The organism is Pedobacter sp. MR2016-24 (genome assembly GCF_026239655.1).
In the GTDB taxonomy this organism is placed as follows: Bacteria; Bacteroidota; Bacteroidia; order Sphingobacteriales; family Sphingobacteriaceae; genus Pedobacter.
On the sequence record NZ_JAPIVO010000008.1, the window covers coordinates 298,114 to 312,708 of the forward strand.

The following is a 14,595-nucleotide window of genomic DNA, read 5'->3' on the forward strand; positions in this document are numbered from 1 at the left end:
ATTATAAATGATTTGGCCCCATGATAAAGGTTAATTGTCCACCTGCCATCACTTGCTGATGGGTGATATAACCTTCTTTTATTGCTTTGTGATTTAATACGACCGACTGTACAAAACGATTTTCAGGAGAAAGATTTTTTGCATTGATGTGCAGCGTTTTACTCCCCAGCTTTAGTGATGCCTTTGTATAAGCCGGTGTGCCGAATACATATTTTCCATCCGCCGGATTCACCGGATAAAAGCCCAGCGAGCTGAAGATATACCAGGCACTCATCTGTCCGCAGTCATCATTCCCGCTCAAACCATCAGGCTTATTTTTGTATTGGTTGGCCAGGATTTCAGGGATCAGCTGCTGCGTTTTCCAGGCTTTTCCGGCCAGGCTGTAGAGGTAGGCAATATGGTGACTGGGTTCATTCCCATGTGCATACTGACCAATTAAACCTGTCACATCCACCAGCGCACCATCTCCGAACACCTTCGAATCCATAGTAAACAGGGAATCCAGTTTAGCAATGAACGGCTCATTTCCGCCCATGAGCGAAATCAGTCCGGGTACATCCTGTAATACATGAAAAGAATATTGCCAGGCATTACCCTCCGTATAATCCCCGCCAGATGTACTGGCATGTGAAACCTTCAGGGGATCAAAAGGCTTCACCCAATTGCCATCTGTATTTTTTCCGCGCATCAAACGGACGGACGGATCAAAGAGGTTTTTATAAAAGCCGCTCCGTTTTAAAAAGAACTGGTAATCCTCAGTCTTCCCTAAACGCTGTGCCATTTGTGCCGCGCACCAGTCGTCAAAGCCGGCTTCCAGGGTACGTGACACCGCCTCTGTTTTGGTCATGTCAGACGGATAGTAGCCATAGCTATCATATTGTTTCCAGTCATGCTTAGGGTTACCATTAGTGGTCAGTGTTTTTTTTATGGCCCGGTAAGCACGCTCTGCGTCAAATCCCGGCAGCCCCTTTAAATATGCGTCAACGATCACCGGAATAGAATGGTTACCAATCATACACCAGTTTTCTTTCCCCGCCAGTGTCCACACCGGTAAGGTTTGGGCAGCATCAAAATGATCAACCATGGTGTTGACGATTTCTGCATTCCGTTCCGGATACAAAATAGTATACAAGGGATGGGCTGCCCTGAAAGTATCCCACAATGAAAGTGTGGAATAGTAGTTTTTATTTGCAGACTGGTGTACCTTGTCATCCGCACCGCGGTATTTCCCATCCGCATCGGCAATATTATTTGGCTGGATGAGTAAATGATAAAGACTGGTATAAAAGTTCTGCTTTTGCGCCAGCGTGCCTGTAATCTCCATTGCCGATAAATAGTGGTCCCATTCCCTTTTTGCAGCAGTTCTGATCGCTGTAAAAGTTTTACCGGAAGCTTCCTGCATGTTTAATTTTGCACCTGCAATACTGACTGTGGACAAGGCTACTTTGAGTCCTATTTTCGTCCCTTTGCTGACTTCAAAATCCACTATCAGCTTCCTTTTTTTGTCGCCATCCGTAAAATGGTTTGCAATGAAGGGACGGTCAAATACAATGGTAAAATATGTTCTTTTCGTCACCCATTTTTTAGACTGGATATAACCATTGATGGTCTGATTTCCCTCTGCTTCCAGCTGACCTTCCAGGATATGCATGCCCAGTTCCCTGGGAGAATTGACCAGGCCATTTTGGGCATCGATTAAAAGAGAAGCTTTGCCCGTCTTGCTGAAGGTGTACTGGTGTACGCCCACCTTGGCACTGGCGGTCAGTTCTGCCCTGATATTTCCTTCCTTAAGCAGCACCGTGTAATAACCCGGCTCTGCCTTTTCTGTCTGTTTTGAAAAACTGCTTTTCATTTTGGACGACTCTCCCTGGAAAGGAAAAATCAGGACATCGCCCAGGTCACTTACGCCCGTACCACTTAAATGCGTATGTGCAAATCCCAGCAGCGTGCTGTCTGCATACTGGTATCCCGAGGTATAATCCCATTTGAAATTCCCTGTTTCCGGACTGAGCTGTACCATACCAAAGGGTACTGTTGCGCCCGGATAGGTATGTCCGAAACCACTTGTTCCGATAAAGGGATTCACGTATTTTGAATGCCCTTCCTGTGCGGAAAGCGGTTGCAGTGCGCCTAAAAGCAGAAGGCTGCAAATTAATATTTTAAATAGCTGCTGTCTGATTGGTTCCATTTCTCTCCCTCTTCTATTCATTGTGATACATCTGTTTTAATAAGCTTCTTCTGGAGCCGCCGTTGCTATACTGCTGCAGTTTCTTGCCTGACAAGCCTTCCCACAACCTGATGGTTTCGGCATCTGCCGGATCGTCCAGTCTGGCTTTGTAATCAGGCAAATAGCCCTGAAGGCCCATCAGCTGCACCATTTTGAAATCGGGATCCTTTACCGTTAGGTCTGAAAAATAAATCAGTGTAGCCTGCTGCTCCAGTAATATTTGCTGTACCTGCAGTACCGGAATATCCTGAACTGCCATCCTGTTTTGCTGCATCAGCGCAGCGGTTACCCCTGCGGCCTGTCCCAGTGCCATCCAGCAAGGTTCCATTCTTAAAGTAGAGAAACCGATATGCGTGCCTGATACAGGAACCGGACATAGCACATTTTTGATCTTTTCACTAAACATCACCTCAATTGGTACGGTATAGGGCTGTGTTTTATAACTTAAAAAACCTTCCAGCACCGGCTTGCCGGCTTCTCTTTTTAATGTAGCATGGGAATCCAGCGAATAATGCCCGGCAGTAATACTGCTCCGGTAAAGCGGCGGACGTTCTTTTCCCGCTACAGCCAATGCATCATTCGCAGTGAATATATGCTTCCCGATAATTCTTCTTCCTTCCCTGACATAGACCTGCCGCGGAAAATGCTGGTTATCCTGGTATTCATCACTGGCCAATCCCCATTCATTGACTTCAGCCCGGAATGCAGCCGGTAAAGCAGGATCATTCGCTGCGAAATAGAGCAGTCCCAGTATATATGACCGGAGCCTTTCCGCAAATTTATCCCGCCAGGCCCAGCCGGCTTTAGGCCACCTGTAATTTTCTTCCGGTAAATCTGTAGAGATCAGGGCAGCATGCTGGTTATTGGCGTCTACTTTCCCATTGGGGATCAGTACACTGTTGACCACCACATCAATTCCATGCTTCATCGGACCGATGGCCTGCTGCCTGTTTTCCAGCACATCAGTAATCAGTGAGATATATTCTTCCCTGTTATAGTTTGCAGGCCTCTCAAAAGGAATTCTTTTTGAGGCTACCTTTGTCAGGTTTACCCGGTAATTATAAGCCTGGATGGCGGTATCCCCTTCACGTGTGCTTAAGGCAGCTATTTCCGGTCCCTCCCAGTATTTATAAATTTTACCTGCACCAGTTTCGCCGTATGCTTTCCGGCTTTCACGCCCTACCCGGAATGGAATACCTGCTGCCGCTGCAAGATCACCTTCATAGGTACCATCAATAAATACTGCAGCAGTATAGTGTTCAATTTTACCATTATCCCGGTTCGTTACCTGGATAGAGCTGACCAACCCCTTACGGATCTTTACATTTTTGTCAAGCGCATCAAACTGCCGGCGCTTCAGGACGGTAATATCCGGATATGCAGCTATCATTTGCAAAAAAACCTGCTCTGCTACCGAAGGTTCGAAATGATATCCCTCTCTGCAATCTTTTACCTGCTGGGAATTTTCGCCATAGGTTTTGATATAATGTGATTTAATATGCTGTACAAATTCTAAAAATAAACCTGTGGTTGCCCCCCTGGTGTCAATATCTGTAGCGCCCAGCCCATTGGCCGGTAAACCTCCGATATGATGCGTACGTTCCAGTACCAGTACTTTCTCACCCATACGGGCTGCAGCAATGGCGGCAGTAATTCCGCCCGGATTGGCACCCACCACCACAATATCATACTTATTTTGTGCCAAGGCAGCCATAGTTATCACATGCAACAGCGATAACAGCCATAATCTTCTCATCATTTGAAATTTACCTGTTTTACAAATTCGTTTGTCTTTACCTGAGCAGCCTTTAACTTTTCACCATTTAAGGTGATGTTTTTGAAGGAGACCTTGTTCACCAGATTCTCCGGACCATAACCCAATAACTCTACCGTCAGCGGTGTTCCTTTTACCATTATATTTTTAAAACTGATATTGTCAATATGTCCCCGGTGCTCATCCGTTGTCCACACATCTTTATTGATCCACAGGGATATAAATTTTTTAGACTCTTCTATCCTTAAGTTTTCAAAGCGGATATTGCTGACCAGACCACCATCACAATGATAAACCCTTAAAGACCACTCCCTGGCCTGATCATGAATCACATCACAATCTGTAAACAAGACATCATGTATGTTCTCGTTGATTTCTGCACCCAGGCTTAAGGCATGTGCCACTTCGTTCCACAGTACACATTTGCGCACGGTAATCTTCCTCGTATCCCCTTTACCTTTTAAAGACTTGATCACCACCAGATCATCGAGTGTTCTGATGAAACAATTTTCAACCAGTACATTGCTGCTGTTGCAGATATCCACGCCATCAGAGTTGGCCCGGTAACCCAGCAGTTTAATGTTATCAATATGGATACCGGCCGACTGCCGCACGGGCAGCGTCCATAAAGGAGCATCACGTAAGATGATACCCTCAATGCTGATATTTTCGCCCTGAACCATGATCATGTTGCGGGAATGGGTTGGACAGGCCGATGCATCAATAATTCCCCTGCCCCTTACTTTGATGTTTTTACCAGTTAAACTGATCGATGGCGGATAGGGTTTATTTTTTAATCCGCTTGTTGGCGTGGTGGATGCCTTTTCATTTTCCCCGATAACAGTTCTTAAAATAGCACCGCCGGCCAGGTAAAGGGTCTGGTTATCTTTAACTACCAGTCGGCTGATCTCATGGATCCCCGGACCATAAAACAATACATCCGGGTCATTTGCATCAGGTTTATTCTTTTCTATCGTATTCGCAAAAATATGTAAGGACTGGATGATTTCACCATTGATTTCTACCGTTACCTGCTGACCGGCCTTAATTTGAAAAATGACTTTACCCGCTTTGATTTCCGCTGCAATCTGATAGGAAGATGGCAGGATTTTTACCGTTTTAATCACTGAGGCTGCACTGACAGTAATTGTAGCACTCCCCGGTAAATCAAAATAACTGAACGCGGCCTCTTCAAAATAGCGCGCAGAATTTATCTTGTCATCCATCGCTTTGTAGCGCAGCTTACGGTCGGACGAAGCTACTTTTGCAACATAAACAGGCACGTTTTTCCCGGCAGCGGTCACCTGGTAAGCACGACTCAGCGTTTCGCCCGCAGGTGCCGGATAGATGATCACCTCTGATTCAGCCTTCCATGCAAATCCGCTGAATGCAGTAAAACAAAGGGTAAGTATAACAAGCAGTCTTCTTTTCATTTTATTTCTTTTTAAATCTTAAACCATCCGCAATCACAACTCCGCCGTTGCCCTGATTCGATAAGACAATCTTTGGCCTGTGCTGCTTTGAAAATTTGTATTCTCCCAATGTATGCCAGTAACCTGCCGGCGCCTTCCTGGTCATATCCACAGCTACCACTTTACGGCCCTCATCACAGTCGATCATAACTAATGCATTTTTACTCCTGTTTTTATCGGCCGAGTACATTAACGCTACTTCATACATTCCATCTTCTTTCAGTTCAGGGAAATAAGTAGCAGATGCTGTTTGTGTGGCAGACTGGCTGGCAAACCGGTAATTGTATAACAGGAAGGGTGCTGAGCTGATAGAATGCAGCCACTCGCCCTTAAATACGGCATCAGTATCGTCCATTACATAAGCACTGCTATCTTTATTCAGGAAAAATCCCGGTTTTGTGTCATACTTCAAGATCTGCTGCTGTGTCCGTAATTTTGTGCGGAGCTGATCTGTATTTACTTGCTGAACCGTTATATTTTCTCCGATCGCCATCGCAGCCGCTACCCCCGCCGCATGTCCCGTCATCATGAAAACAGGCTCCATTCTTAGTGAGCCGTAAATAGTATGTGAGGCCGACAAACACACGGTGACAAAAAGGTTTTCACAGTCTGCCGCCCTGGGAATGAGCGCAGCATAAGGGATCTCATAAGGTCTGAAAGGCGCATGTTCCATTTCTCCTTCATGCACCAGCTGTCCTTTGGGAGTGATAAATTGCTGTACCGTATGGCAGTCCATAAAATACGAGCCCATCGCAATACCATCTTTCTTATGAATATTGTCCCACGCATCCTGCTGTTTCATCACGTAAGCTCCCGACATTCTCCTGCCTTCTCTCACATAGAGCAGATAAGGCCAGTTGCCATGGTCAGCAAATTCATCTTTCGGATAACCATAACGCCGGGCATCTTTTCTCAGCTCATCCGGTACACGACTGTCGTTTGCTAAAAAATAAAGATAGCCCTGCTGGTATGCTTTATGGTAATTTGCGATTTCATCACGTTCAGCATAGCTGCCATCCGCATAATTCCATGAGGCATTCACCAGGTCTAAATGGTTGATGTCTGCTTTTTCATTGGGCATCGGATAAACTGTGGTGACCTGATCGAAAGTCCTCAGTTTCTCCTTATGAATCTTATTTAGCAGATCCCTGTATCTTTCCGGCTGGTAATTTTCAGGCTTGACAAAAGGGATACGGTTGTCAGCCTTTGTGGTTAAAGACAGGCGGTAAGTATAGGCCTGTACCTTTTTGTCTGCACCGCCCTGAGTTGCGGTCTCATCAAATAGATAATCCAGCGGAAAATCTTTACCAAGCAGCCTGATTTCATTAATCCTGTCCGGTTTTAGTATTCCGGTAACCTTATACTGCTGTATTCCCGCTGAAGATTCGTTGTATTCCTCTTTACTTTCCCTGCCTATACGATAAGGAACCTGACTCCAGGCCATCAGATCTCCCTCATAAGTGGCATCAATAAACATCTTTGCACCATAGGTATCACCATTGGACAGGAACAACGCTGTTATTTTACCGGCCCTTTTCTGAACCCCGGTTTTTTCCTGCAGTTTAGCCTGGTAAATCACATCTACGCCTGCTTCACTCATCATTTCCAGGTACACCTTCTCTGCCGCAGAGCTCTCCATTTCCGTACAAAAACGGTTCATTTTATAATGTGCACCTACCCTTTTCAAAAATTCCATGGTATAGCCCCCTACAGTCTCAGGATTGCCGATATCCACATGCCCCAGTCCGCTGGTCGTTAAACCGCCCAAATGCAGGTTCGGTTCCAGGATAGCTACCTTTAATCCTTCTTTTGCAGCAGCATAAGCCGCAATTACACCCGATGATGTGCCGCCGTAAATGATCAGATCGTAGCTTTTAATTGGTTTTGAACGCGTAAACGCGCTCAAAACCAAAACCAAACCACAAAACACCCAAATTAGTCTCTTCATTCTATATTATTGCTGTACAACCTTAAACGATACAGTATAAAATCCTTTGGTCGTATCTTTAGGATCTACTGTAATAGATTCAATTTTCATCATTCCAATCTTAGCCCCGCTGGTGGAAGTTGCCGCTGTCTGGAAAAAGGCAACCTCGCCCGCCACATAATTGGCAAAATCTGCCGTTACCTGTGCGCTGTTCAGATAAGTTTGTACGGCACTGGCCTTCAGCTCTGCTGAGGTAACATTATCGAAATTAAAAGCGAAGGAACCAGGCGTAAACTTTTTGATCTTAGTGGCATTTCTTGGTACACCCGTCCAGTTTTCCATCAGTGGAATGCCATTGGCCACATCTCCTGACCAGGCCTCTCCGGGTCTGTTGGTAGATGCCTGATATAAACGGACTGCACCGCCGAAGAAATAGAAGTACAGATCAATATTTGGCCTGTTCGTATAGAATTGTGCCAGGGAATATGTTTTCATATCCTTCACAGAATAGAAACAGAATACCCCCGGGTAAGCCGGATCTGCCACTTTTGAATAAAACTGCGATCCAATCCTCGCATTGGGATGATAATTCAGGTCAATAATGGTCTGGATATCAACTGTAGTTGATCTGCCCAGCTGGTCATATGCTGTAATTCTGATCCCTGTAGTGGTCGGTGTAAAGGCCGGAAGATCAGCAATGAAATTGACCGCTTTTTCTGAAGTATAAGTTTTTGCAGCCGCTGTGATTTCTGTAACAACGTTTTTCTCCAGTTTGTACACCCTGATCGCATTGATTCCTATGCCAGAAGTAGCGGTAAAATTTAACGTTTTAGTAGTATTACTGGCCGCAATAATCGGCTCCAATGTGGTTGATCCGGCCACTTTCAGTTCAGGCAATGGTATAGCAATATACCTGATGGGCAAGGTTTCAATTTTAATTTTCCCGTAAGCATCTGTCACGGAAACCTGCAGTGCATTATCCCCGGCTTTGTACAGGATTTCCTGATCAAATTCGTAAGTCAGCTGCTCTGTGCCTAAAGCAGGATTCAGGGGAACAGGCGTGGTACCTGCTGCAGAAAACAGGTTTACTTCTACCTTTGCTATCGCTGATGCCGCAGTTACGCTGAATTTTGTACGGGGGATCACGATGCTGCCCGAGTTTTCATCAATTAAGATTTCAGCTACCGGAAAAGTAATCACCGGTGCCGCCAGATACCTGGTCACACTGATCGGGATCACTTTCTCCACCGTTCTCCCTGCCCTGTCGGTAGCAATAATTTTAAAAGACTGGAAGGTATCATCCCACAAAGGCAGTTCTTTCACCGAATACTGCGTAATGTCGTAGAAGGTGGTAATTTCTTTAAAATCCGTTTCTACACCCGCTTTAACAATCTTCATTTTAACCGACTGTAAACCTGCTTCGGCGAATACCACACATACCAGTGGAATATTATCCGCCTTGTTTAAGTCCGGCTGAATAACATCCAGGATCGACTTGATTTCCGGTGCTTTCGTATTGGAATAATCCATTTCCCGGTCTTTGCTGCATCCTGCTGCCAGGATCAGGAAAGCGGCCATTAAGGCCATAACTTGTTTCATTAACATATGACAATGAATTAAAATGCTTGAACATAATTGGCATCACGCTTATAGTAGGCAAAAGCCGGGAAAACATGAATTGCACCATTGGTAGTTAGAATATTGGTGGTAACCGAGCTGATGCTGGCACTCACAAAATTGCTTGGTCTCAGGTTAACAATGATATTTCCATTGGTAATCGGAGAACCGACCGAGTTTGCTGAGGATTTATTGACCTTGATCGTTAATAAGCCATCTTCCCCCGCCAGCAGCGTCTTCACGTAAATCGGTTCAGTCGGCAGTTTCTTATCATAAGCATGGTATTCCCCCTCTATGATATGGTATTGCAAAAGTTTGCGCACTTTCTCTGCATCAATATTTTTAATGGAACTAAAACCATATTTGGTAATAAAGCTGGTCATGCCCGTATTGTTGATCAGCAAATACGTATATTTTGCATCTGTCTGTTCATAAACACTTTTCATACCTGCATATTCAGCAGCCTCCGTCATTAAAGAAAAGACATCTGGTCTGCTCTGCATAAATTGCCAGGTAGTCATGTTCACATGCGTGTCTATTGCCTCTCCTTCATATGCATAGCTTTTTTGTAAAGCCAGTTTTTTACAACCTGTTAAGGTCAGTAAGCTGCATACCTGCAGCATCAGCAGCAGGCAGGTATATCTTTTTAGTATTGGTTTCATTGATGATTCTCTTTTAGTGGATATGAAATCTGTATGCCTGTGGCAGGGATTAATAACCTGGATTTTGCACCAGTGCCTTATTCTGATTGATTAAGCTCTGATTGATAGGGAATAAAGTCTGGTTCACATTACTCATCCCGTTAATAGGTTGCATTACTTTTACTGCCCGTTTTGTTCTGACCAGATCAAACCAGCGCTTGCCTTCCCCTACCAGTTCAATCTGGCGTTCATTCAGTACATAATCCACCACCTGTTCCCTTGATGAAAAACTGCTTAGTGGCCTTGTGCTTGCGGCAACGCCTGCCCTTGTCCTCACCGTGGTCCTGATGATATCCAGTGCATCCTGCCATTTATCCAGCTGTGCTTTGGCTTCTGCCTGCATCAGCAATATATCTGTGAAACGGTATACCGGATAGGCCATCTGGCAATTGACAAAATTCTGATAAGGCAGTGAAGTACCATTCGCGATGTATTTGTGCACCTGGTAAGTGGTTGTTCCGCCACCCGAAGGTGCCAGGTAATTTTCAAAGCGGTTATCACGCGGTGTAGCGGCATTTGCTGCGGTATAAATTGCCTGCAATTTAGGCGAAAGCACTACCGTAGAACCCTGACCTGAACCGCTGCCCAGCAGCAGCCAGATCAGGCTGTAATTACTAAGTCCTGCCTCCGACACATTCTGGTGGATCACGAAAATCATCTCATTCGTTGCCGGTCCATATTCATCTTTTGTAGGGTCATTGTCGTTTACCTTATTATTCAGATCCTCCACAAACTGCTTTTTCATGAGCGACATATCAGGCTGAAAATTGGTATAGGTGACATTCGAACGCAGTTTATCTATCGTTTTATCTGCACTATCATAATCTTCCAGCCACATATAAACATCCGCCTGAATGGCATAAATCGCGTTGCGTGACAGTCTTTTTCTTTCCAGATTGCCCGGGTTGATCAATTGCTCCGCCATTTTCAGATCTGCCAGGATATGATCCCTCAGCACAGTTTTCATAGCTGTCCTGGGTCTGAATTCACCCTTATCAATATTATCTATCGGATCAAGATAGACAGGCACATCCCCCCAAACCCTTACTGCATAAAAATAACTCAGCGCGCGCATAGCATAGGCCTGTGCCAGGTAATCATTTTTTAAAACTGCATCTGTAATATCAGCATCCGGAATATTTTTGATCGCGAAGTTCGCATTGCTGATCACCTTATAAAGGGTATTCCAGTTGGCACTGACCAGGTCAGTTGTCAGCTGATTTAAAATCAGTTTTCCATTCTCTGTGGGCTGCTCACTGAACAGGACGAAGTTATCCGACCGCATTTCCCCCCAGGAGAAATAGTTTGCATTTAAGGCTATTCTGAAAGAAGAATACATTTCGGCAAGGCCAGCATTCACATCCCGCTGACTTTTCCACATTTTATCTGCAGGGATCTCACTGATCGGATCCACTTCCAGGAATTTTTTGCAGGATGGCGTGATACTGCTCAATACCAGCAGGACCAGTAAACACATACTGTTCTTCCAGGAATTCATTTTCTTTATATGAGTTATTTTCATGACGATTAAAAATTAACATTTAAGCCTAAACCAAACTCTCTTTTACGCGGATAACGGTTAATGTCCATTCCGATCCCCAGTGCACTATAAGAAGAGAACTCCGGATCATAACCTGAATAGCCCGTAAAAGTGAAGGCATTATTCACATATCCATAGAGATTAATTCCTCTTAATTTTATTTTTGACACCCATTTTGCAGGGAGTAAATAGCTTAACCTGATATTGCGGATTTTTAAATAAGACGCGTCTTCCAGGTAATAGGAACTGACCGCACGTGCATTCTGAAAGCGATCAGAATAAGGGCGTGCATAATCAACCATATCCCCCTGCTGTATCCAGAAATTATGCTGAAAATCAAATGAGGGTACTGTAGACAGCCCATTCATACTGCCCTGAACCAGATTGTATTTCGCTGCATTGTATATTTCTCCGCCTATGGAGAAGTAGGAGGCAACAAATAAACTCCAGCTTTTATGGCGGATATTGAAATTGAATCCCCCCGTAAAATCCGGCTGGGCATTGCCCAGTACCATACGGTCTTTATCTGTAATGATACCATTTGCATCACCGTCTCCATTCTCCCAGTTCATATCGCCACCTCTGAAAGGCGTGCCATCAGGCAGTTTTTTCTGGTTGACCTGACCTGCATAAGGTGCACCACCCAGGGTATAATTGCTGAGCAGGAATTTCCCGTTTGCATCTTTGATCATCTGTCCCGCAGCATCCATCTGGAAGACCGGTGTCAGTTGTTCCCAGTTACTGCTGAAGGCATTGGACTGGTCATACGCAAATATGCCCTGCGCCTTATAGCCATAGAAATCGCCAATAGGCTGTCCCTGGGAAATCCACCAGGTATCATTGAAAAGATAAGGAATGCCCCCGGCAATTTCTTTAATGCGGTTGCTGTTGAAAGAAATATTGGCCCCCAGGTTCACCGTTGTGTTTTTGGTTTTGATAAGATCACCTGTCAGGCCTATCTCTAATCCTTTGTTGGTAATTGAACCGATATTTTTGCGGACCGTATTAAATCCCCATTCTTTTGGGATCTCATAAGCAGCCAGTAAGTTAGTCGTCACTTTATTGTATAAATCCACAGTCAGCTGAAACCTGCTTTTTGCAAAACTGACATCCAGTCCCACGTTCGACTGTGCCGTTTGTTCCCAGCCCAGGTTATCTACAGCAATCCTTGCTGCTGTAACCCCTGCTACCCCGTCGTAAATTCCACCAATGCCATAAGATAAAATGGATTCATAATCCCCGATACTTTCATTACCCGTTACACCGTAACTTACTCTTAATTTGGCATCGTCTATTTTTAACTTTTTGGTCCACTGCATGAAAGCTCCATCAGAAAAACGCCATGCGGCAGATGCTGAAGGGAAATAACCAATTCTTTTGTCTTTCGCAAACCTTGAAGAACCATCAGCCCTCATGTTTGCGGTGAACAAATAGCGCGATTTATAATTATACGTCACCCTTGAAAACAGCGAAGCCAGTGTATGTGCCGATGCCGTGGTTCCGGTTTTAGTGAGGTCGAAATTTGCAGCAAAGGCATTCTGCGTATAGATCGCATCAGTTGCCGAATTTCTTCCGCTATAACCATCAATTTCTGTGCGCCAGCTCTGTGCACTCACACCCAGCAGCGCAGTGAAATTATGCACGTTATTGATTGATTTACTGTAGTTCAGGTAATTTTCATTTAACCAGTTCCAGTTCATGGTGCTGGTATGTGAACCAAAGTTGTTCAGATAACCATCACTCAGCAGGGTTGGACGCATAAAATTATAGCGCACCAGTCCCAAAACCCCATTCACATTGGTCGTAAATTTCAGGTCTTTGGTAATCTTATATTCTGCCATCTGGTAAAAGGAGGCATTGTAGATATCTGAAAAGTTAGTTTGCAGATTCAGCGCCAGGGGACTGCTCCCCCAGAGTGTTCCGATAATCGAATTATCGGGATAATACAAAGAAAGATTAGGCTTGCGCGACAACAGTGAGTTCAGGAAACCACCTTCGTCTATCCCCTTTTTCTTACCATAACTGACATTGAACCTGGTTCCAAGCGTCAGCCTCGCGTTCGGAATATAGTCGGCATTTACTCTCGTTGTGATCCTGTCATAAGAAGTATTGGTGATAATTCCCTTTTCACCGAGGTAACCACCCCCGATAAAATACTTCAGCTTTTCCGATCCGCCGCCAATACTGGCATCAATCTGATTTTTATGTGCCGGGTTAAAAGCGATATCCTGGTAATCGTTATCCGCATTCAGCAGAAAGTTAAGCGAATCTGCCATTTGCGCAGCCAGTACGTTTTGTACTGCGGCAGGTACCAGCAACTTCCCCTCTCCCTGAATATATCTAGACAATCCTTTTTGCATGTCCCGGTACTGGGCCGTGTTTAACTGCGGCACAGTATGGGTCAGCTCATTGATAGAATGCAGGTATCTTAACTCGATCACAGGTGCCCTGGAAGAACCTTTTTTAGTGGTGATGATGATTACACCATTTGCCGACCTGGAACCATAGATTGCTGCAGAAGCGGCATCTTTTAAAATTTCCATCGAGGCAATATCATAAGGATTGATCGCATCCACATTCGTTGTGGGTACACCGTCCACTACCCAAAGCGGGCCGATGCCATCGTTATTCATCGTCGATGTTCCCCTGATCACCACCGAGGCACTTTCACCCGGCTGACCAGAACCTGTAGTCACCTGCACACCCGGAGCCTGACCTTGTAAGGCTTCAAATACATTTGTAGGGGTACGTTTTTCTATATCTTCTGCCGTTACGGATACAATCGCTCCCGTGATATCACGTTTTTTTGCAGTTCCATAACCCACTACCACCACGTCCTTCAATTCATTACTGGTGCTGAGCAAGGTAATACTGATCCGGCTTCCATTGCCTGCCACGCGTTCAGCGTTCTGGTATCCCAGGTACGAAAAACTCAGAATATCTGTAGGTGCGGCAATTGCAATCCTGAATACGCCGTCTTTGTCCGTAATTACGGTGACATTTGTGTTTTTATTTTTAACAGTAACTCCCGGAATGGAAACGCCGTCACCATATACAGTACCCGTTACTGTTGCGGCCGTTACTGCATCTTTTTTGACAGGGGTATTTTTTTGAGCTACGTTCTGGGCCTGAAGATTGCCGGATAACGTACAGCATCCCAAAGTGAGGCAGAGCGCGATCCTTTTACCAACATCCCTTAAAAGGAAAGTAAAATTTTTGTTCATATAGATACTTGGTTAGTTTAATTTTTAATACGCCGCTGAAGGCAATATTTGAGTAGGGCAATTCTACAAAAACAGGACGGAAGTGGCAGTCAAAATTTATATCAACCTGCACT

General features: G+C 44.9%; 8 protein-coding genes. All 8 read right to left on the reverse strand.

Features of this window, described 5'->3' with window-relative positions; all coding sequences use genetic code 11:
• Position 1: 1 nt before the first annotated feature.
• From OQX62_RS22040 to OQX62_RS22075, 8 genes are read right to left on the reverse strand one after another with little or no spacing between them, the layout of a single operon-like run.
• Complete coding sequence (locus OQX62_RS22040) at positions 2-2,209, reverse strand: GH92 family glycosyl hydrolase (RefSeq protein WP_265833826.1); 2,208 nt, start codon at positions 2,207-2,209, stop codon at positions 2-4.
• Entirely contained in the window at positions 2,202-3,986 is a 1,785-nt protein-coding gene (locus tag OQX62_RS22045; protein ID WP_265833827.1) for an FAD-dependent oxidoreductase, read from the reverse strand. The genes OQX62_RS22040 and OQX62_RS22045 overlap by 8 nt, the downstream gene beginning before the upstream one ends.
• On the reverse strand, positions 3,983-5,434 hold the full coding sequence (locus OQX62_RS22050; RefSeq protein ID WP_265833828.1) for a glycosyl hydrolase family 28 protein: 1,452 nt from the start codon (positions 5,432-5,434) through the stop codon (positions 3,983-3,985). Before OQX62_RS22050 ends, OQX62_RS22045 begins: the two co-directional genes overlap by 4 nt.
• Before the next feature lies 1 nt (position 5,435).
• Positions 5,436-7,421, reverse strand: coding sequence for an FAD-dependent oxidoreductase (locus tag OQX62_RS22055; RefSeq protein ID WP_265833829.1), 1,986 nt, complete (start codon positions 7,419-7,421; stop codon positions 5,436-5,438).
• Positions 7,422-7,427: 6 nt separating this feature from the next.
• Positions 7,428-8,999, reverse strand: a complete 1,572-nt coding sequence (locus OQX62_RS22060; RefSeq protein WP_265833830.1) for a hypothetical protein — start codon at positions 8,997-8,999, stop codon at positions 7,428-7,430.
• A 17-nt stretch (positions 9,000-9,016) separates the two neighbouring features.
• On the reverse strand, positions 9,017-9,679 hold the full coding sequence (locus OQX62_RS22065) for a fasciclin domain-containing protein (protein WP_265833831.1): 663 nt from the start codon (positions 9,677-9,679) through the stop codon (positions 9,017-9,019).
• Between the two features lie 49 nt (positions 9,680-9,728).
• Positions 9,729-11,240 (reverse strand): RagB/SusD family nutrient uptake outer membrane protein, encoded by a 1,512-nt coding sequence (locus OQX62_RS22070; RefSeq protein WP_265833832.1) that lies wholly within the window; start codon positions 11,238-11,240, stop codon positions 9,729-9,731.
• Between the two features lie 5 nt (positions 11,241-11,245).
• A complete protein-coding gene (locus OQX62_RS22075; protein ID WP_265833833.1) occupies positions 11,246-14,482 on the reverse strand; it encodes a SusC/RagA family TonB-linked outer membrane protein in 3,237 nt (1,078 codons plus the stop codon).
• Between the last annotated feature and the right edge of the window lie 113 nt (positions 14,483-14,595).